Genomic DNA, 18,954 nt, shown 5'->3' with positions numbered 1-18,954 from the left:
GAACGGAACCGTTGAATTGTTCCGGCAAATGTACAAATTCATTTGCGGACCTGCAACGTATTCCGATTTTGTGCATTCCTCAGAAGCCATTCATCGGAATCAGAACTGTAGGTAACAGTAAAATGGCTCCGAGCAATATCAGGAATAAAATGAACTTCCAAGACCAGCGCACCCATTTATCGTAAGGAATACGGCTCACACCCAATACGGCCATTAAAACCCCCGACGTTGGTGTAATCATATTTGTAAATCCATCCCCAAACTGAAAGGCCATGACCGTGGCTTGTTTGGATAACCCGATCAAGTCCGAGAACGGCGCCATGATAGGTATGGTAAGAGCCGCTTTGGCACTACCCGAAGGGATCACCAGATTGATCAGGTTTTGAATTACATACATCATCTCGACGGTGGCAATCTGTCCCATGCCGCTCATCTTTTCGGCAAGCGAATGAAGTATGGTGTCTATAATCATCCCTTTCTGAAGGATAACGATGATACCTCCGGCCATTCCCACCACCAGTGCCGCACTCATGATATCTTTGCATCCAGCCAGAAATAGCTGCACCAATTCATTCGGACCTTTGTTGTTGGCGATACCGGCCGCCAATCCCATGGCTAAGAAAAGTGTAGCAATCTCCATGATATACCAGCCATATCCCATCACTCCCGTAATTAAAAAGAATATGGTAAAGAAAAGCAGATTCAGTATATACAGGTGAACCGTTTTGCGTAAGGCAAAAACGGAGCTGACTATAAACAATCCCGTAAGCACCGGAATGGCCGGCAGCCCGTTGATGACTGCATTCCCGATCTGCAGTGAAGAGGTGGGGTAGGCTATGGAAAAAAGAATCAGTATGACCGACGTAACGCCAAAGCTGATCCACGCAATACGGGGTGTGTGATACGTGAACTCCGGACTACCGTTTTCATGCAGGTCGCGCCAATATTGATCTTCTTCGTAAACGAGAGACAATTGAGGGTTCTTCTTTACCCTGTTTGCATAGCGTAATATCCAGGTAAAACCGGCTATGTTGATAATTATCCAGCAAAAGATACGGTATTCGATGCCCGAAAACAGCGGAATACCCGCCAATCCCTGTGCAATACCAATGGTAAACGGATTGAGGATGGCTCCGGCAAAACCCAAAGCTGCCGCAACAAACACCATGCTAACTCCGGTAATGGAGTCGTATCCCATGGAGATGGCCATGGGGACAAGTATAATGGTAAAGGCGATGGTTTCCTCACTCATGCCAAACACTGCACCGAATACGCTGAAAAGAAGCATGATGGAGGTAATTATAAAATTGTCGACGCCAATCCTGCGTAACATCCGGTTGTTTTCCAGTCGCCGGGCTTTCCGCAAAAAGCCGACGGTACCAATATCGAACGCTTTGCTATCGTTAACAATCCAGAAGGCGCCACCTATTATAAGGATAAATATGATGATATCTGCCTTATCGACAAAACCCTCAAAGAATGCCGATAAAACCTGCCAGGTCTGTGGGATACTTTCCACTTGCTGATAAACCATGGTCTTATCGCCGTTTGGGGCAATCTGTTCCACATATTTACCTCCCGGCACGAACCAGGTGAGAAGAGCACAGAAAATAATAATATAAAAAACAATTGTAAAGGTATGAGGTATTTGTCTTTTCTTCATGCGAATGTAATTTTATTAAAAAGGCAATGCTTCAGGTTATTTCTAAACTCAGGGCAATTGAAAAATCTGTTCCATGCGTTGCCACTTCTCATCCGAGGCAGCACCCGCTTCACTTTGTTGGAATTTGTCTACAAAGGCTTCCCATTCGGCTTGCCTCTCCAGTGTCGCCAATCTGCCGAAAGCACTGTCCCAGTCAAAGTCGGCCGGAGTTTCCACAATCATAAACAGACGGTTTCCCAATAAATAGATCTCCATATTGAGTATGCCCACCTCGCGGATGCCTTTGGGTATTTCCGGCCAGATATGCTCTTTACTGTGCCAATGTCTGTATGTTTTAATCAGTTCCGGATCATTTTTCAGATCCAATGTCTGACAATATCTTTTTACAGCTCCTGTATAAACCGGGGTGATATACCCAAAGTCTTCTGTCCTGTTCATAATCTTTATCTATTATAATGTAACCTATTTATATTCTTCTATTTCTTCATCCTTGTGTAATGCACCTATCTCCGGGATGATGGCTCTTGCTTCGGCATCCCCCAACGAATCTACATCTTTCAATTTGCGCTGTATCGCCCTTGTACGGGTTCCCAACACTTCGTCCAGTTGTCCGTTGGCTGCCTGAATGTTCTTTTGAGCCTTTTCCAACATACCGCCAACTTTTTCGAATTCCTTTTTAACAGCCCCTAAAATAGTCCACACCTCGCCCGAGTGCTTCTGAATGGCCAGCGTGCGGAATCCCATTTGCAGACTATTTAGAATGGCCGCCAGAGTGGTAGGCCCCGTAACCACCACCTTGTATGTACGTTGAAGTTCCTCCAACAAGGAAGAACGCCGTACCACTTCGGCATAAATGCCTTCGAAGGGTAGGAACATAATCCCGAAATCGGTGGTAGCCGGAGGAGCGAGGTATTTGTCCGAAATATCTTTTGCCATTTTCCGAATGGTGCTCTCCAATGCCTTCCCGGCAGCATCAATGGCTTGGGTATCCGACGAGTCATAAGCATTAAGAAGTTGCTCGTACACATCCTTCGGGAATTTGGCATCAATGGGCAGGTAAACGAAATCCCTCGTATCATCTTTCCCCGGAAGCTTGACTGCAAACTCCACCACGTCCGACGAGCCCTTCACCGTGCGCACATTGGCGTCATATTGTTCGGGAGCAAGCAACTGTTCAAGCAACATACTTAACTGTATTTCGCCAATGTTTCCCCGTGTCTTAACATTACTGAGCACCCTTTTCAATCCACCTACATCCTGGGCCAGTGTCTGCATCTCGCCCAATCCTTTCTGTACACTCTCCAATTGTTCTGAAACCATACGAAAGGACTGTCCGATACGTTCATTCAATGTTTTCTGTAGTTTTTCGTCGACAGTCACACGTATTTCTTCCAACCGCTTTTCTGTATTTGTAATCATTCGCTGTTGCTGTTCGTCCAGCTGAGCAAATTTTTCACGTTGCAACTGATTAAAAGATTGTATCCCCTGTTCGAACGCTTTACGGAATATTTCCATATTAACCGATAGCTCTTCGCGGAGGTCTTTGCTTACGGCCCGGCTTTCTTCCCTGTTCAACTTGAAATCTTCTCTGAAATTGCGCTCAATCCGTTCGAACGATCGTTGCATTTCAGTACTAATTCTTTCATATTCAACTTTCTGGTTCTCTTTTCGGGTGCGGTAAATAAGCACAATCAAGATAAGGAGGAGTAGCGTAATCAGTACAATATCTATCATCTTTTTAATTTTTTTACAAATATAGGGATTATGAAATGGGTAAAACCAATTAAAAAATGTTAAATATGGCAACTTTGGGTGTTATTACTTGTTTAATCCATAAAAAGTAGCTTATATTTGTAAGCCGCTTTTAAGTAAGTATAATTAATAAATATTTATAAGAATGGCAAGCGTAAATTTTAAAGGTATTGAGGTACACACAAACGGTTCACTGCCGGAAGTAGGAACAGTAGCTCCAGATTTTAAAGGTGTAAAAACTGATTTGTCTGAGTTGTCACTGAATGATTTAAAAGGGAAAAAAGTCGTATTAAATGTTTTTCCAAGTCTGGATACTTCGGTTTGTGCCGCTTCTGTAAGAAGATTTAATAAAGAAGTAGCTTCTTTAAGCAATACGGTGGTATTGGCAGTATCGAAAGATTTACCTTTTGCGCATGGACGTTTCTGTACTACGGAAGGTATTGAAAATGTAGTTGCACTTTCAGCGTTTCGTTGTTCATGCTTTGAAGATAAGTACGGGATGCTTCTGATTGATGGCCCTCTAAAAGGTTTACTTGCAAGAGGAGTTATAGTAATTGACGAAGCAGGCAAGGTTGTTTACGAGGAATTAGTTCCGGAAATTACAACTGAGCCAAATTATGAAGCTGTATTAGCTTCATTACATTAATTAGATTATTGTTTTTCATTGGTTAAAGTTAAGGGTTAGTGTTGAGAGTCGCCGGATGTGAGATCTCGCGGCTCTCTTTTTTTTCAGTCGCTCAACCCCCCTCCCTTTTATTCAGGATCAGTCAGAATTTTATACTTAATAATATGTTAGTGAAGGAATATGCTTTCCCTCACAAGTGCAAATGTGTTGTTTGAAATCAAACTTTAATTTTATAAATGTAGAAAGATGGGATCAAGGTTACAGAAATTCACTTTTCTGCGCATATTCCGAATTACCGGCATAGATATACAATACACTTCCGCCTTTAATGGTATCGATGATTTTGGCGCTGACTGCCTCGGGTAGTGCCGGGCAGCCCTGACTGCGGCCTAACCGTCCTGTATTGGCGATTACCGAAGGATTTGAATAGGCGGCTCCGTGGATCACAATGGCGCGTTCTTTAGCCCGGTCGTTGAATCCTTTTTCCAGTCCCTCGAGTATAAGGGAGTAACCGTTTTTTCCGTTATAGGTGTTTTCTGTTACATAAAATCCGAGAGAGCTTTGATACGATCCCGTCTTATTAGAGAAGGAAGTGGCATAATTGGTGCCGCTGTTTCTGCCGTGCGAAACAACAGATGAATATAATACACAGTGCTGATCCATATCCAAAACAAAAAGACGTTCTTCCGAGGACGGTTTGGTGAAATCGATCAATGTTATGATATTTTTCCGGTGCGCAATCTTTTCGTAACCGGAAAGCGCTTGCTCAAAGGCCGGAAAACTCACCCGGTCGGACAACTGCATATCCAGATACAACTGCATACTTCCGGACAATTTGTTGTTGTCGGCGGCTTCTATCCAGGAAGTCGTTGAGGAAAAATGAACTGGAGTCAGTAATAACAATAAAAATAATACAAATCTATACATAAAGAAAAATTACGAGTGCAAATATATACTATTATTCTGAGCTACAACCTATTCGAGTACAAAAACTACTGTTTTTTCTGCCGGAGCCCATTCGTATATAAATTTAGCGTGTGAAGTGGCATTACGTACACACATGTGCGAACGAGGCGTTGTGCCCAGACTAGCACTATACTCAATCGGGGTGGTGCGAGGTACATTTACGGGTACACCATGCAGGTAGGCACCGTTGGTAAAACGGCTTGCCCAGGGAGCGAAGCCTCCTGTTTCGGTAGTCCCATCTTTATGATATATCATTTTCTGCTTCTTTTCCTGCAGAAGGAAAATTCCTAATGGAGTTTCCTGCGCGTATGGAGGACGGTGCAGACCGGTGGTGATGGGATTCATGCTTCGTACCAGCCACTTGGAACCGACCTTTTCCAGCGTGGCGATATTCTGGTTGTGCCGATCTACAAAAACGGCATGGTTGAAAGTGATCGTGTCTCCAATTACTTTGACGTATTTTTGGGGCACGAGCCACTCTTCGTCTGACGACAAAAGGCATACCCGGGCTAATCCGCCTTCTTCTCCGAGGTATCTGACTGGCGAGCCGTCGCGCCCATAGCGTTCTCCGGTTACCGTATCAGCGGGATGAAACAGGGGGACGGATTGGAAGCGCTCTACTCCATGCATGTCAGCCACACGCTTGTAGACGTTTCGTTTGAATTCTTTGACCAGCGGAGCTACCCCATTCATATTCTTATAGTTTTGCAGGATAGCCCAATTATTATGTTGCTGCTGAACCGAGTCCAGAAGATGTAACAGGTCGCGTATCTTATCCCATTGGAAACTCCGGATCGTATCTTTATAAGGGTATTCATCGGCCAATGTATACTCGTTGTAAAGCAGATCCTTTTCGATGACGATTATAATAGGCGCCGGTGAGACGATGGTTGTGGTGTCGGGTACATTGCTTTCTTCCAAAACAGATGTATCTTCCTTTTGAGAGCAAAAGGTGAAAATAAATATGAACATCAGTAACGGTGAAAGAAGGAATATTCGATTCATCATATATCAATGGTTCGTTAAATAATTGTTTTGCTGAAAAGAAACAATATATACTCATTTATCTTATTTCCACAAGCAAAAAGCTATTATATGAGCTCTTACAAAGTTAATCGAATTTTTGTAATTTCCATACCACCGAAGTAGCACTTAAAATCAAGAAGTTTTCGGATACTAACGTGCATGCTGTTCGGATTCTTTATTTTTAATAACGTCCCAATCTTAATGGAATACTAGTGAATTTATTTTAGTTGTTTCAATTAAAAACTGTTTTTGACTAAACAATCTGTCATCCATCATTTTTGCAGTCAGATCCTTTTATTGAAGCGGCTTCTGACAATGACAGATGCTGAGTGACAGATCCTTTTCATCTGTCATTTGTTATGTATTATTTTTTTGAGTTGTACTCCACTTTCACCCTTTTGTGTTGAATACAACAGTGCCGTTTGCTGGTTTGAAAAGTATCGTGAAGATGATTTACATTTCCCGTTTATAAATAAATGAATCTCTTAAGTAAAGAAATTCTTTCATGACTGTAACTAAATTAGAATACTTAAGAGTAGTATTCGTTCGACAGTTGTCAAAATGTATTTTGACAACTGTCGTAATGCATTACCACAATTGTCAAAATCGATTTCGACATATGTCAAACGATTTGTTTGCTTAAGTGAAAATAGTAAAGTATCCTATGAAATTATTAATATACAGGATGTTATCGCTTAGTATTCTATAGGATAAATTTATATATGTGGCATGCGAAATTTTTGTTTCTATTGCTATTCATAAAAACATGCATAATGTTTTATAAGTAATAATTATACTGTACATTTGTAATGAATAGATAGATTTATTCGTTAAAAAATTAAAGGCTAACCTTAATAAATTAATAACCATGAGAATATTAGCTTATTTACTTTTTACTATTTCTGTGATCATGCTAGTTAGTTGTGAAAAAAACAACGATGATGACGTATATAGCTATGATTTAAGTGTGACAGGCGATACAACGAATGTTTTCTCTGAGACAGGAGAGGAAAGGGAATACATCTTACAGCTCATTTCTATCCCGAAAATTACGCCTGAGCAAGCAGAAACAATCTTAAAATCTTCTGATATAGTTTTTAAATCGGAACATAATCGTTTTTCTGTTTCTGATTCTGTTATTATTGATAATACAATAAGACTAAAAATTAAATGCAATGAAAATATTGTTTCAGATACAATTGCTGATCGGATTGATATTGTAATTGCAGGTCCGGATCTAACTATCAATACATCATTTTATTTGTCTCAGGCAGGCTCTGATATTCGTTACGAATATAAAATAGTGTCAGAGTATATGAGTGATTTTACGATTCCTGATGAAGGAGGAGTATTTAATATTCCTATAAAATGTAGCAGAATTAAGTATCTCAATAGCAAATATGTATTAGAAGAACCTTGCAGTCTAAGTGGCATTCGTTATAAAAGCAGTATCGTTAATGCTGCCTGGGTGCATAGTGATCGCATATACAGTGGCGTAAATCCAGGAGATTATGTGATTGAACTAAATGCTTCACAGCCTTTTAATATAGATGGGAAGTTTAGTTGGTGGGTAGGGTTGTTTAGTAATAATATTTCGATATATAATTTGAATATCTTTCATAACCAAACTCCCGGTGAAGAGTATTTTATTGGAACTTCTTCATTTTTTAAATCAGAGATTCTTCAATGACGTAGCAGATTCTATAGGGTAAGCCTGTGGGGAAGAGGGAATGGAAATTTGAGGGATAAAAAAAGGAGATGTTTCAGACAGAAACATCTCCTTTATCGTTATAGCAATACAGTTTAATCACATAAAAAACGGAATTACTTGGCTACTGCTTCCAGTCTCTTCATCAGGGCGAAGATAATTGATCCGGAAATGATACAGCATACGGTAAAGAATACCCATACCTGCCAGATTTCTGCTTTACCCCAAAGAATTGTACCGATTACCAGCAACTGATTACCCAATGCGGTGGCACACAACCAACCTCCTTGCATAAGTCCCTTGAAACGGGGAGGAGCAACCTTCGAAACGAAGGAGATACCCATCGGACTTAAGAACAGCTCGGAGATAGTCAGCGAGAAATAGGTGGCAATCAACCAATAGGCCGATGCACGTTCGGCATCTGTTCCTTCGGCAAGATCTTTTGGAGCAACCAGTCCCAGTGAACCAACAATCATGATAAGGAATGAAGCGGCAGCCAAAAACATACCGATACCGATTTTACGGGGAGCTGAAGGCTCGATACCTTTCTTATTCAACCAAGCAAAGAATCCAACCACTACCGGTGTAAGTGTTACAACAAACAACGGATTGAAGGATTGGAAAATTTCGGGAGAGATAGGAGATCCGTTAGCAGCAACAAATTCATTGTAGAAGTTGATGGCTATAGCTGTACCGGCAACGAAGGCAATCACGCCGATGATACGATTCAACATTCTGGTTTTAGAGAAAGCAACAATCAATCCACCTACACCGGCTGCAATACCCATCAGAGAGAAGATATTGAAGATAAGGCTGGTTCCCGGACCTACATGTGTTTCTGTGTAGTCTCTGGCAAACAGAGTAAGTGTAACTCCGTTCTGGTGGAACGACATCCAGAAGAAAATTACGATAAGGAATACCAGACCGAGTGCGATAAGGCGTTTCTTTTCCTCGATCCAAGGCATCTTTTCTATTTTAACACCACTTGCAGCAGCGGCAGTGGCCTGCTGAGCAGCAGTAACATCGCCCGGTGCAAGGTATTTTTTAGCAAACGTATAGACCAACATGGAAATAAGCATTGAACAGGCGGCAATGGCAAATGCAAAATGATAGCCGGTGTTAAATACATCCAGGTAGGTATTGGCAAATACGGTAAGGTCTGTTACAGCAGTGCCACCGCTTACTTCGTTGGCAAGATTCTGCATCACAGAAGTGTCGCTCAGTTTGCCGTTGATAAGGTCGTGGCACATTTTAGGCAGTGCACCGTTATAAGACAGTCCGTGCTGAGCTAGCCACCAGTTACGAATACCCGTAGCTGCGTGGGGAGCAAAAATAGCACCGATATTGATACACATATAGAAGATACTGAATGCACGGTCGCGAAGCTGACTGTATTTAGGATCGTCGTACAGGTTACCAACAAGAGCCTGCAGGTTTCCTTTAAACAAACCGTTACCCAAAGCGATAATCAGCAATCCACCCAATACAGGGTATAGACCGGTTCCGGGAATGGCAATAACTATGTATCCCAGAAACATAAGTACGATACCCGAAAAAATGGTCTTTCCAAGTCCCAACCATCGGTCGGCCACAAAGCCACCTACCAGCGCGAGTACATAGATCAAAAAATAGAACGTAGAATAAATACTTCCGGCCTCAACCTGATCGAGTCCGAATTTAGCCTGTAAGAATAGCAACAGGATCGCCATCATGGTGTAAAAGCCGAAGCGTTCACCCATATTGGCAATAGAGGCGATAATTAATCCTTTAGGATGTCCTTTAAACATGCGTCGTTACGTATTAAGTTTATAATTATTGAATGATCTGTTTGATGGCACCGGTCTGCGGGTAGAAATAAACCTTTACAGGTGCTTTCTTGTCTTCAAACATGGAAGGTGCGAGCGACTCCTGACTACCAAATTGTGTTACCTGGTGTTCTCCCTGGTACAGGGTCTTGTTGTTCATTTTTATCTCTATTGTGGCTTTGCCAGGCAGATTGTAGATAATGCCTTTCATATTTTTGAGTTTCTTTTCAGCCTCTTTAGGATCCAGTACGGGAGCCTTCTCGGTAGCCGTAAGGTTGATGTATACAGGAGCTCCTCCCAGATTATCGGCATCCACAATTCCCATCAGTTCCGAAAAGCGGAACAGGATTTCTTTTTCCATGTTGCCGGTAGGCTGTATGGTGAATTGTTTTTGCAACGATTCTTTGGTCACCACCCCGGTAAAGAGGTTGGTGAGCGCTTTTTCCTGTTGTTCCAACTGTTCGATAACCAGTTTCATGGCATCGCCATCGGGTGGCAGGTTATCAGCTTCGCCTGTTAGTATATTGAGGCGGCTTTCACGTATGCGATAGATTTGTTTGGCTGCTACTTCTGCCTGTTTGGCTGTAGATCCCGCCATCAGAAGTTCTTCTGAAAGCACAGAGGCGGAATTGATACCGGCAGGAACCACTTTTTTCTTTTTGGTAGAGTCGGCACTGAATATACTTTCGTCTACCTCTGCATTGATGGAACAGATCAGACCCTCTTCCGTAAGATAGACAAACGGAGCTGTGGTACCCGATTTAAATTCAACCATGTACGAGTTTTCCTTATCCGGAATTCCCTTGTTTTCCAATGTTACCTTGTCAAGTTGAAAAACTACCTTGTCTTCGGTAATAACATCTTTAACGCCCAGGTATTTCTCGGCATATTTATAATAAGGACCGGCCTTGCTTGTAATTTTAGTAACTTCAGCGTCTATTGTAAATGTTGTAAGCGGAAGCGAATAAGCAACACCGAAATTGTTGCTCTTAACGGCGTTCATTTTTACCACTTTAGTCTGGGCTGTCATGGAAAAAGAGAACATCAGACCCGCTATAAGGATGAAATTTTTCATGATTCAAATGTTTTATGTACTAAAACTAATTTGCAAAACTATTCATTTTTTTGTAAGAAGCAAGAGTAAAGTTCAAATAATCAGTCGAAAAACTGTTCATTTTTTACTCTTAATAATTTCTAATCTGCTTAAATGCCTTGCCAAGCATTTCGATCATATCGCTGGCAATCATACTCTCTTCCGAACGATAAACCGCGGCAAGGTCGCCAGCCGTTCCATGAAGGAATACGCCCGATACCGCTGCTGTAACCGGACTAATTCCCTGAGCAAGAAGACTAAGGATGATGCCGGTAAGCACATCTCCGCTTCCGGCTGTGGCCATTCCCGGATTACCGGTGCAGTTAAAATATACGTTTCCTTCGGGCGAACATACCGCCGTATAGGCTCCCTTAAGCACGATACACAAGGAATGCTCCATGGCAAAAGCCCGGGCTTTCAGCAGACGCTCGTAAGAGGTACTGCTTTCGCCTGCAATACGGTCGAATTCTTTAGGGTGGGGGGTGAGGATGCTGAGGGGCGGAACCTTCTTGATCAATTCATTGTTGGATGCCAACATATTGATGGCATCGGCATCGATGACCAGTGCTTTCGTTTTTTGCTGAAGCAAACGTTCGAAGGCAGCGGCAGAATCCATGTGCTGACCTAATCCCGGGCCGATTCCTACAGCCGAGTAAGAGCCCGAATCGGGTACGGAAGAAAAATGTTCCGCATTATTGTCGAAGCTGAGCATTGCCTCCGGAAAGGCTGTTTGCAGGATGTTACCTCCTTTGGCGGGTACATGCACGGTCAGTAAACCCGCACCGCTCCGCAGACAGGCTTTGGCGGCCAACTGAGCCGCACCCATCTTCCCTTTGCTGCCGGCAATAAGCAGGGCATGACCAAAGGTGCCTTTGTGTGAAAATTTATTGCGGGGCCCGAAAACCGGCGAAATGTCTTCCTCAAGCAGATACATAAAGTCGGCCGGCGTCTCTTCCACAATCTGCGGATGTGTCCCGATGTCCAATACTTTCCATTCGCCTACATATACTTCGTTTTCTGCCAGCATAAATGCAAGCTTGGGGAAGCCGAAGGTAAGCGTGGTGTGCGCCTGAATAATGGCGGATGGAATATTGGTGCGGTTGTCTTCGCCAAAGAGTCCGGAAGGTATGTCGATAGAAACTACAGTCGCTTCAGATTGATTGATGTATCTCACTACCGCAGCAAAACCTCCTGTAAGAGGACGGTTCAGCCCCGATCCGAACAGTCCGTCTATCACAACATCGCGGCTGGTAAGTACCGGAGGAATAAAATCGTCCACTACTTCCGTAAAGTCGATATTGGCCATGGCGAGCAGCCGCTGTTTGTTGAGCTCACAATCGTACGAAAGGTGGTTGGTTGGATTAAACAGATAGGTTTTAAGCCGGTAACCTTCGTCAAGCAGTAAGCGGGCAATGGCCAGGGCATCCGCTCCGTTGTTACCCTGACCGGCAAACACAATCAGTTGTGTTTGTTTGGAATAACGACGGCAGAACTCATGTACAAAAACCCTTGCAGCACGTTCAACCAGATCGGCAGAATTGATGGGCTCGTTCTGGATCGTATACTGATCAAGCTCTTTAATGATATTTGTAGGAAATATTTTCATCATAATTTTAATGTATCTGACATAAATCGACATACAAAAGTATAACAAACTTTGCTATCATGCTACACTTTTTTGTGCTTCGGCGAAAAAGTTGTACATTTGTCGTCTCGTAACAAAAACGACATATGAATAGGATTCGGCTTAAAGATAAAGAATTTGAACTGTTTATTCCGGAGAGTAAAATCAAGGAAGCCATACAAGGCATGGCTGTTCGCATAAAAGAAGACATTAAAGGAACAGATCCTTTGTTTGTTGGAGTGTTAAATGGTGCATTTATGTTTGCAGCCGAACTGATGAAGGAGCTTAATGGTCCGTATCAGCTCACGTTTGCACGCTATTCATCCTATAAAGGGACCTCATCGTCCGGCGAAATCAATGAGATTATGCCCATACAGGTGCCGGTGGAAGGACGTACGGTTGTGTTGATGGAAGATATCATCGATACAGGTTTTACCATGGAATTTGTAATGAATAAACTGCGCAATGCAGGAGCCGCCGATGTGAAGCTGGCCACGCTGTTGTTTAAGCCCGAAGCATTGCAGTGCAAATTGATACCCGATTATGTTGGATTGTCCATTCCCACCGATTTTATTGTTGGGTACGGTCTGGATTATGATGAACTGGGACGTATGTACCGCGATATCTACAAGATCGTGGAGCCAGGAAAATAAGGAAATTCAAAATATATAATAAAGAAGAATAAAGAGTATGTTGAACGTTGTAATTTTTGGCGCACCGGGCTCAGGAAAAGGTACGCAGAGCGAATTGATTATTAAGGAGTATGCGTTGGATCATATTTCAACCGGAGATGTTTTGCGTGGCGAAATCAAAGGAGAAACTGAGCTGGGTAAAATAGCGAAAGACTATATCGAAAAAGGTCAGCTTGTTCCGGACGAACTGATCATTAATATGCTTGCCAAGGTTTTGGACAGCAAAAAAGATTCTAAGGGTGTTATTTTTGACGGTTTCCCCCGTACTATTCCTCAGGCAAAGGCGCTGAAGGTGATGCTTAACGAACGTGGAACAGATGTTTCTGTTATGATCGACCTTCAGGTTGAAGAAGACGAACTGATCCAGCGTTTGCTTAAACGTGGTGAAATTTCGGGTCGTTCGGACGATAACCTGGAAACTATTAAATCAAGATTGGATGTGTATCACAACCAGACAGCTCCTTTGGCTGCTTATTATGTAGAAGAAGGAAAACACAAAGCTGTAAAGGGTATGGGTACAATCGAAGATATCTTTGGTCGTATTAAAGTTGCAATTGACGGAGCTAAATAAATTAAACAATGGCTGAATCGAACTTTGTAGATTATGTAAAGATCTATTGCCGCTCTGGAAAGGGTGGAAGAGGGTCTTCTCACTTTCGCCGCGAGAAATATATTCCGAAAGGAGGTCCCGACGGAGGCGATGGAGGGAGAGGAGGTCATGTGTATCTCCGGGGTAACCGGAATTACTGGACACTGCTTCACCTCAAATTTGAGCGCCATGTGATGGCAACTCACGGAAACGGCGGCGGTGCCAAGAAAAGTTTTGGAAAAGATGGCGAAGACCGCTACATCGATGTGCCTTGCGGTACGGTAGTGTATGACGCCGAAACGGGCGAATTTATATGCGATGTAACGTCCGACGGACAGGAAGTGATGCTGCTGAAAGGCGGTAGGGGCGGACTGGGTAACTGGCATTTCCGTACCTCTACCAACCAGGCTCCGCGTTATGCACAGCCCGGCGAGCCGTTTCAGGAACGGAAGGTGATTATGCAGCTCAAGCTGTTGGCGGATGTGGGATTGGTTGGATTTCCCAATGCCGGTAAATCGACTTTACTGTCTGTTGTTTCTGCCGCCAAGCCCAAAATTGCAGATTATCCGTTCACCACGCTCGAGCCTAACCTGGGTATTGTAGGTTACCGCGACGGCCGTTCGTTTGTAATGGCAGATATTCCCGGTATTATTGAAGGTGCCAGCGAAGGCAAAGGTCTGGGGCTGCGTTTTCTAAGACATATCGAACGTAACTCCTTGTTGCTGTTTATGATTCCGGCTGATGCGGATGATATAAAGAAAGAATATGATATTCTGCACAATGAGTTGGTAAAATATAATCCCGAATTACTCGGTAAGCGAAGAGTGCTGGCTATTACCAAAAGTGATATGCTGGATCAGGAGCTGATGGATGCCCTGGCAGAGGATTTGCCGGATGTGCCCTATGTGTTTATCTCTTCCATAACGAATTCGGGTTTGATGGATTTGAAAGATTTGTTGTGGAAAGAGCTTAACAAAGAGACTTTCCACGAGGTTGAACGTATTGTTCATAAGAATCTGGATGTTTCGGCCCTTCAGTTTGACGACGACGATGATTACGTTTTCCCTGAAGATGAGGACGAGGAACCGGAGGAATATGACGAGTATGACTGGGATGAAGACGATGAATCTACTCAAAATTAAAGAGCTTGTAATGTTGCAATTCCCTGTCTTCGGGCAGGATTGCAACATTTCTCATTTTATAACAACCCGTTGCGGGGGAGTGGGTACTGCTGCTTATCAGGGATTAAACACAGGCGACTTTTGTGGTGATAATCCGGATACGGTGCGTACCAACAGACGGTTGCTCTGTCAATCGATGGGGATAGAACCGGATCGGTTGTTTGTGCCTTATCAGAGTCACGAAGACAACATTGTAAAGCTTACCGAAGCATCGTTGTTTCTTGATAATGAAGCCAGACAGGAATTATTGCATGGGGTTGACGCGCTGGTTACAGACGTGCCCGGAGTTTGTCTGGGGGTTACTACTGCCGATTGTGTTCCTGTTTTGCTATACGATCCGGTAAAAAAGGTGGTGGCTGCCATTCATGCCGGTTGGCGGGGTACGGTTAAACAGATTGTTCTTAAAACAATTCGTTTTATGGAGAAGGAGTACGGATGTAACCCCGATGCTGTGCTGGCAGGAATAGGTCCCTGTATCGGTATGGAAGCTTTTGAAGTGGGCGAAGAGGTTGCAGATTCATTTATCGGAGCTGGTCTGCCGGTGGAAGAGTTTAGCCGCAGAAATGGACAGACAGGGAAATTACACCTTGATTTAAGTAAAGCGAACCGCTTGCAACTGCTGCAGGCAGGTGTTTCCCCAACGAAGATAAACGAAGCCGGTTTATGTACTTTTTCAGACGCAAACCTGTTTTTTTCTGCACGAAGGTTGGGTTTTAACAGCGGACGCATGCTGAGTGGCATACAGTTGACAAATACTTTACAAGAATGAATATATCGGTATCGGAACAGATCTATCAGGCGTGCCCCCGGTTACATCTGGGGATTATTTCCTGTGATGTGGTTAATACATCATCGGATGAAGCTTTATGGGAAGAAATAGCAGCAAAGGAAGAGTCTTTGCGCTTATCCATGCGCATGGAAGAGATTGCCCGGAGAATCCCAATATATGAAACCCGGCAGGCCTACAAGAAGCTGGGGAAAGACCCGAACCGATACCGCCCTTCGGCCGAAGCCTTGTGCCGGAGGATTCTGAAGGGATATCCGCTTTACAAAATAGATACATTGGTGGATCTTATCAACCTGGTCTCCATTCACACAGGTTATTCCATCGGTGGTTTCGATGCCGGAAAAATAAAAGGAGATCTTATTTTAGGCGTAGGGCAAGCGGATGAATTATTTAATGGAATTGGCCGGGGCCCTTTAAATATAGAGGGACTTCCGGTCTACCGGGACGAGCAGGGTGGTATAGGAACTCCTACAAGTGACGAAGAGCGCACTAAAATCGATCTCTCAACGACAAAGCTTCTGATGATTATCAACGGGTATTCCGGAGAAGAGGGATTAATGGAGGCTGTTGCATATGCAAAGGATCTGCTTGAAAAGTACGCAACTGCACGCAATATTCAGATTGAAACGATATCGCCTGTTTTGTAATCGAATTGTGATGTTTGTTGAATAAATACTTCGATAATGTTAAATTATAGGCTGTTTTATGCTAAAAAGCATATTATTTCGTTTTAATATCAAATATATATATACATTTGTAGTATTATCCTTATTATTAATCAAAATTAGTGAACATGATTGAATCTATTGGTATGAATGCCGGTCTTGTGTGGAACGCTTTGAACGAAGGCGGGCGTATGGATGTAAAGTCCATTAAGAAAGCAACAAAAATAAAAACCGACAAAGAGTTATATGCCGCTTTTGGCTGGCTTGCTAAGGAAAATAAAATTGCTTTCGAAGAGGAAGATGCCAATTTGATGGTCTCACTTATTTAAATAAGTGGGGTCAAACAAAGGAAAGAAGGGCTGTTCGATATGATTGAACGGCCTTTTGTATTTTACAAATTGATTTAGTCGTAAAATAATTGATACAGTTGTTGTTTAATTCAATCCAAAAGGTTACTTTTGTGTAGAATTTGGTGCGAAATGACCGAAGAACAAGTAAAATTGATAGCTGTTTTTGAATCTAAAGTCAGACAATTGATGTCTTTGTGCGATGAACAGAGAGTGGAGTTGGACAGACTTAGAGCATTGTTGGAACTGAAAGAGTCCGAATTACAGCAAGAAATTCTTCGTTCGGAAGAGTTGGCAGTCAAATGCAATAACCTGCTTACGGCACGGGTTGTCTCCGTTAAAGAGGGAGAGATTAAGAGTGCCAAAACGCGGTTATCAAGGTTAGTGCGGGAAGTAGACAAGTGCATTGCACTATTAAATGAATAGAAGCGATGGACGATAAGTTTCTTATACATGTAGATATAGCCGATAGATCTTACGGTTTATGGATAGACCGGAGTGATGAGCAATTGGCGCGGGAAGCAGCAAAGCAGATCCGCAATAAAATGCTTCAGTATCGGAATAGATTTAACAAGTCCGATGTGGACGTGAAAGATTTGTTAGCCATGGTTACGTTACAGTTGTCGATGTCGAATCTTCAGCTTGAGGACCGGAATGATACAAGTCCTTTTGCAGAGAAGATGAGAGAACTCGGAGACGAAATCGATGGGTATCTGAACAATCGGTAATTGATGATAATAAGAAGAGTTTCCGCACTCCTGTGTATGGTTAAACATATACCGGCAGTGCTTTTTTTGTATTTATATATAAACGAATAAATAATTAGTTTAATGGAAATGTATATAATCATAGGACTTTCAATTGTGACCTTCTTTATAGGAGGGCTTATCACATGGTTGGGTATCCGTTTCCTTTTCAAGTCCAGGTATGATGCAATAATTCTGGACGCTGAAAAAGAGGCTGAAGTAATAAAAAAGAATAAATTACTGGAAGTTAAAGAAAAGTTTTTACATCTGAAAGCCGACTTGGAAAAGCAGGTTTCGGCACGTAATTCTAAAATTCAGTCGATTGAAGCCAAATTGAAACAAAAGGAGCTTACAATCAACCAGAAACAAGAGGAATTACAACGTAAGAACAACGAACTTGATGTGGTTAAAGAAAACCTGAATTCGCAGCTCGAAATTATCGAAAAGAAGAAACAGGATCTGGAAAAACTCCATCAGAAAGAAGTTGAACATCTTGAGACTATTTCAGGATTATCGGCAGATGAAGCCAAGGAACGACTGATCGAATCATTGAAAGATGAGGCTAAGTCGCAGGCTACGGCATATATCAGCGAGATTGTGGAAGAGGCTAAGATGACAGCTAATAAGGAAGCTAAGAAAATTGTGGTTCAGTCAATACAGCGTGTTGCCACTGAAACCGCCATTGAAAACTCGATTACAGTGTTCCATATCGACTCCGACGAGATCAAAGGCCGCATTATCGGTCGCGAAGGTCGCAACATCCGTGCATTGGAAGCTGCAACCGGTATCGAAATCGTGGTGGATGATACCCCCGAAGCTATTGTTCTTTCAGGATTTGATCCGATTCGTCGTGAAGTAGCCCGTCTGGCTTTGCACCAATTGGTACAGGACGGACGTATTCACCCTGCACGTATTGAAGAGGTGGTTACCAAAGTTAAAAAACAGGTGGAAGAAGAGGTTATCGAAACCGGTAAACGTACTGCCATCGATTTAGGTGTACATGGTTTGCATCCGGAGCTGATCCGCTTGATTGGTAAGATGAAATATCGTTCATCATACGGACAGAATTTATTGCAGCATGCACGCGAAACTGCCAATTTATGTGCGGTTATGGCTTCCGAGCTGGGCTTGAATCCCAAAAAAGCGAAACGTGCCGGCTTGTTGCATGATATTGGTAAAGTGCCAGATGACGAACCAGAATTGCCACACGCAATTTTAGGTATGAAGCTTTGCGAAAAATACAAAGAGAAACCGGATATCTGTAACGCCGTTGGTTCTCACCACGACGAAGTGGAGATGACGTCATTGCTTGCTCCTATCGTACAGGTATGTGACGCAATTTCGGGAGCCCGTCCGGGAGCCCGCCGCGAGATTGTTGAAGCATATATCAAACGTTTGAATGACTTGGAACAACTGGCTATGTCGTATCCGGGTGTAATGAAGACCTATGCTATCCAGGCCGGTCGCGAATTACGTGTGATCGTAGGTGCAGATAAGATTGATGATGCTGCCACCGAAAACCTGTCCAACGAAATCGCTAAGAAGATTCAGGATGAGATGACCTATCCGGGTCAGGTTAAGATCACGGTAATCCGTGAAACCCGTTCTGTAAGTTATGCAAAATAAAGAATAGACAGATAGAATAAAAAAGCCGGCTTGTATCAAGCCGGCTTTTTTTATGAGAA

The 18,954-nt window shown here is 42.9% G+C and carries 19 protein-coding genes; 11 read left to right on the top strand and 8 right to left on the bottom strand.

Annotated elements, in window-relative coordinates; translation table 11 throughout:
* Positions 1–79: 79 nt before the first annotated feature.
* Genes F5613_RS04160 through rmuC form a run of 3 tightly spaced genes read right to left on the bottom strand, consistent with a single transcriptional unit; the run spans position 80 to position 3,397 of the window.
* Entirely contained in the window at positions 80–1,663 is a 1,584-nt protein-coding gene (locus F5613_RS04160) for a YfcC family protein (protein WP_179398778.1), read from the bottom strand.
* 48 nt (positions 1,664–1,711) lie between these two features.
* Positions 1,712–2,101 (bottom strand): L-rhamnose mutarotase, encoded by a 390-nt coding sequence (locus tag F5613_RS04155; RefSeq protein WP_068186992.1) that lies wholly within the window; start codon positions 2,099–2,101, stop codon positions 1,712–1,714.
* A gap of 24 nt (positions 2,102–2,125) precedes the next feature.
* On the bottom strand, positions 2,126–3,397 hold the full coding sequence (gene rmuC, locus F5613_RS04150) for a DNA recombination protein RmuC (RefSeq protein ID WP_179398777.1): 1,272 nt from the start codon (positions 3,395–3,397) through the stop codon (positions 2,126–2,128).
* 163 nt (positions 3,398–3,560) lie between these two features.
* Between rmuC and tpx the strand changes: the two genes are divergently transcribed.
* Complete coding sequence (tpx, locus tag F5613_RS04145) at positions 3,561–4,061, top strand: thiol peroxidase (protein WP_179398776.1); 501 nt, start codon at positions 3,561–3,563, stop codon at positions 4,059–4,061.
* A gap of 237 nt (positions 4,062–4,298) precedes the next feature.
* On the opposite strand, the gene F5613_RS04140 is transcribed toward tpx, so the two are convergent.
* Positions 4,299–4,967 carry a murein L,D-transpeptidase catalytic domain family protein gene (locus tag F5613_RS04140; protein ID WP_179398775.1) on the bottom strand — a complete coding sequence of 223 codons (669 nt, stop codon included), beginning with the start codon at positions 4,965–4,967 and terminating at the stop codon, positions 4,299–4,301.
* A gap of 48 nt (positions 4,968–5,015) precedes the next feature.
* Positions 5,016–6,011, bottom strand: coding sequence for a L,D-transpeptidase (locus tag F5613_RS04135; RefSeq protein WP_394353438.1), 996 nt, complete (start codon positions 6,009–6,011; stop codon positions 5,016–5,018).
* An 889-nt stretch (positions 6,012–6,900) separates the two neighbouring features.
* Here F5613_RS04135 and F5613_RS04130 point away from each other — a divergent pair.
* On the top strand, positions 6,901–7,722 hold the full coding sequence (locus F5613_RS04130) for a hypothetical protein (protein WP_179398773.1): 822 nt from the start codon (positions 6,901–6,903) through the stop codon (positions 7,720–7,722).
* A gap of 134 nt (positions 7,723–7,856) precedes the next feature.
* Here F5613_RS04130 and F5613_RS04125 read toward each other — a convergent pair whose 3' ends face one another.
* The 3 genes from F5613_RS04125 to F5613_RS04115 all read right to left on the bottom strand — a co-directional run bounded on the left by F5613_RS04125 (position 7,857) and on the right by F5613_RS04115 (position 12,247).
* Positions 7,857–9,527, bottom strand: a complete 1,671-nt coding sequence (locus F5613_RS04125; protein ID WP_068186890.1) for a peptide MFS transporter — start codon at positions 9,525–9,527, stop codon at positions 7,857–7,859.
* 25 nt (positions 9,528–9,552) lie between these two features.
* Positions 9,553–10,620, bottom strand: a complete 1,068-nt coding sequence (locus tag F5613_RS04120) for a DUF4831 family protein (protein WP_068186896.1) — start codon at positions 10,618–10,620, stop codon at positions 9,553–9,555.
* Positions 10,621–10,729: 109 nt separating this feature from the next.
* Entirely contained in the window at positions 10,730–12,247 is a 1,518-nt protein-coding gene (locus tag F5613_RS04115; RefSeq protein ID WP_079682984.1) for an NAD(P)H-hydrate dehydratase, read from the bottom strand.
* 122 nt (positions 12,248–12,369) lie between these two features.
* Here F5613_RS04115 and F5613_RS04110 point away from each other — a divergent pair, with 122 nt between their 5' ends.
* The 9 genes from F5613_RS04110 (at position 12,370) to rny (ending at position 18,895) form a co-directional block, all read left to right on the top strand.
* Positions 12,370–12,915 (top strand): phosphoribosyltransferase, encoded by a 546-nt coding sequence (locus F5613_RS04110; protein WP_079682914.1) that lies wholly within the window; start codon positions 12,370–12,372, stop codon positions 12,913–12,915.
* 37 nt (positions 12,916–12,952) lie between these two features.
* The gene (locus F5613_RS04105) at positions 12,953–13,525 is read left to right on the top strand and encodes an adenylate kinase (RefSeq protein WP_068186900.1); all 573 of its coding nucleotides are present in this window, start codon (positions 12,953–12,955) and stop codon (positions 13,523–13,525) included.
* A gap of 8 nt (positions 13,526–13,533) precedes the next feature.
* Positions 13,534–14,685, top strand: a complete 1,152-nt coding sequence (gene obgE / locus F5613_RS04100; protein WP_179398772.1) for a GTPase ObgE — start codon at positions 13,534–13,536, stop codon at positions 14,683–14,685.
* Positions 14,639–15,493 (top strand): peptidoglycan editing factor PgeF, encoded by an 855-nt coding sequence (gene pgeF / locus F5613_RS04095; RefSeq protein WP_246303331.1) that lies wholly within the window; start codon positions 14,639–14,641, stop codon positions 15,491–15,493. Before obgE ends, pgeF begins: the two co-directional genes overlap by 47 nt.
* On the top strand, positions 15,490–16,158 hold the full coding sequence (locus F5613_RS04090) for a B3/B4 domain-containing protein (RefSeq protein WP_179398771.1): 669 nt from the start codon (positions 15,490–15,492) through the stop codon (positions 16,156–16,158). Before pgeF ends, F5613_RS04090 begins: the two co-directional genes overlap by 4 nt.
* A 146-nt stretch (positions 16,159–16,304) precedes the next feature.
* Positions 16,305–16,505, top strand: coding sequence for a winged helix-turn-helix domain-containing protein (locus tag F5613_RS04085; protein WP_068186909.1), 201 nt, complete (start codon positions 16,305–16,307; stop codon positions 16,503–16,505).
* Positions 16,506–16,655: 150 nt separating this feature from the next.
* Positions 16,656–16,949, top strand: coding sequence for a hypothetical protein (locus tag F5613_RS04080; protein WP_179398770.1), 294 nt, complete (start codon positions 16,656–16,658; stop codon positions 16,947–16,949).
* A gap of 5 nt (positions 16,950–16,954) precedes the next feature.
* The gene (locus F5613_RS04075; RefSeq protein WP_068186914.1) at positions 16,955–17,251 is read left to right on the top strand and encodes a cell division protein ZapA; all 297 of its coding nucleotides are present in this window, start codon (positions 16,955–16,957) and stop codon (positions 17,249–17,251) included.
* Positions 17,252–17,353: 102 nt separating this feature from the next.
* A complete protein-coding gene (gene rny / locus F5613_RS04070; protein ID WP_083227670.1) occupies positions 17,354–18,895 on the top strand; it encodes a ribonuclease Y in 1,542 nt (513 codons plus the stop codon).
* Positions 18,896–18,954: the final 59 nt, after the last annotated feature.

This window comes from Macellibacteroides fermentans (assembly GCF_013409575.1).
Classification (GTDB): Bacteria; Bacteroidota; Bacteroidia; order Bacteroidales; family Tannerellaceae; genus Macellibacteroides; species Macellibacteroides fermentans.
Note: the sequence above shows the minus strand (reverse complement) of the source record. Positions and strands in the feature narration are given on the sequence as shown.

Coding starts and splice junctions, on each gene's coding strand:
- F5613_RS04160 (WP_179398778.1), bottom strand. CDS start 1,663: ATGAAGAAAAGACAAATACCTCATACCTTTACAATTGTTTTTTATATT.
- F5613_RS04155 (WP_068186992.1), bottom strand. CDS start 2,101: ATGAACAGGACAGAAGACTTTGGGTATATCACCCCGGTTTATACAGGA.
- rmuC (WP_179398777.1), bottom strand. CDS start 3,397: ATGATAGATATTGTACTGATTACGCTACTCCTCCTTATCTTGATTGTG.
- tpx (WP_179398776.1), top strand. CDS start 3,561: ATGGCAAGCGTAAATTTTAAAGGTATTGAGGTACACACAAACGGTTCA.
- F5613_RS04140 (WP_179398775.1), bottom strand. CDS start 4,967: ATGTATAGATTTGTATTATTTTTATTGTTATTACTGACTCCAGTTCAT.
- F5613_RS04135 (WP_394353438.1), bottom strand. CDS start 6,011: ATGAATCGAATATTCCTTCTTTCACCGTTACTGATGTTCATATTTATT.
- F5613_RS04130 (WP_179398773.1), top strand. CDS start 6,901: ATGAGAATATTAGCTTATTTACTTTTTACTATTTCTGTGATCATGCTA.
- F5613_RS04125 (WP_068186890.1), bottom strand. CDS start 9,527: ATGTTTAAAGGACATCCTAAAGGATTAATTATCGCCTCTATTGCCAAT.
- F5613_RS04120 (WP_068186896.1), bottom strand. CDS start 10,620: ATGAAAAATTTCATCCTTATAGCGGGTCTGATGTTCTCTTTTTCCATG.
- F5613_RS04115 (WP_079682984.1), bottom strand. CDS start 12,247: ATGATGAAAATATTTCCTACAAATATCATTAAAGAGCTTGATCAGTAT.
- F5613_RS04110 (WP_079682914.1), top strand. CDS start 12,370: ATGAATAGGATTCGGCTTAAAGATAAAGAATTTGAACTGTTTATTCCG.
- F5613_RS04105 (WP_068186900.1), top strand. CDS start 12,953: ATGTTGAACGTTGTAATTTTTGGCGCACCGGGCTCAGGAAAAGGTACG.
- obgE (WP_179398772.1), top strand. CDS start 13,534: ATGGCTGAATCGAACTTTGTAGATTATGTAAAGATCTATTGCCGCTCT.
- pgeF (WP_246303331.1), top strand. CDS start 14,639: ATGACGAGTATGACTGGGATGAAGACGATGAATCTACTCAAAATTAAA.
- F5613_RS04090 (WP_179398771.1), top strand. CDS start 15,490: ATGAATATATCGGTATCGGAACAGATCTATCAGGCGTGCCCCCGGTTA.
- F5613_RS04085 (WP_068186909.1), top strand. CDS start 16,305: ATGATTGAATCTATTGGTATGAATGCCGGTCTTGTGTGGAACGCTTTG.
- F5613_RS04080 (WP_179398770.1), top strand. CDS start 16,656: ATGACCGAAGAACAAGTAAAATTGATAGCTGTTTTTGAATCTAAAGTC.
- F5613_RS04075 (WP_068186914.1), top strand. CDS start 16,955: ATGGACGATAAGTTTCTTATACATGTAGATATAGCCGATAGATCTTAC.
- rny (WP_083227670.1), top strand. CDS start 17,354: ATGGAAATGTATATAATCATAGGACTTTCAATTGTGACCTTCTTTATA.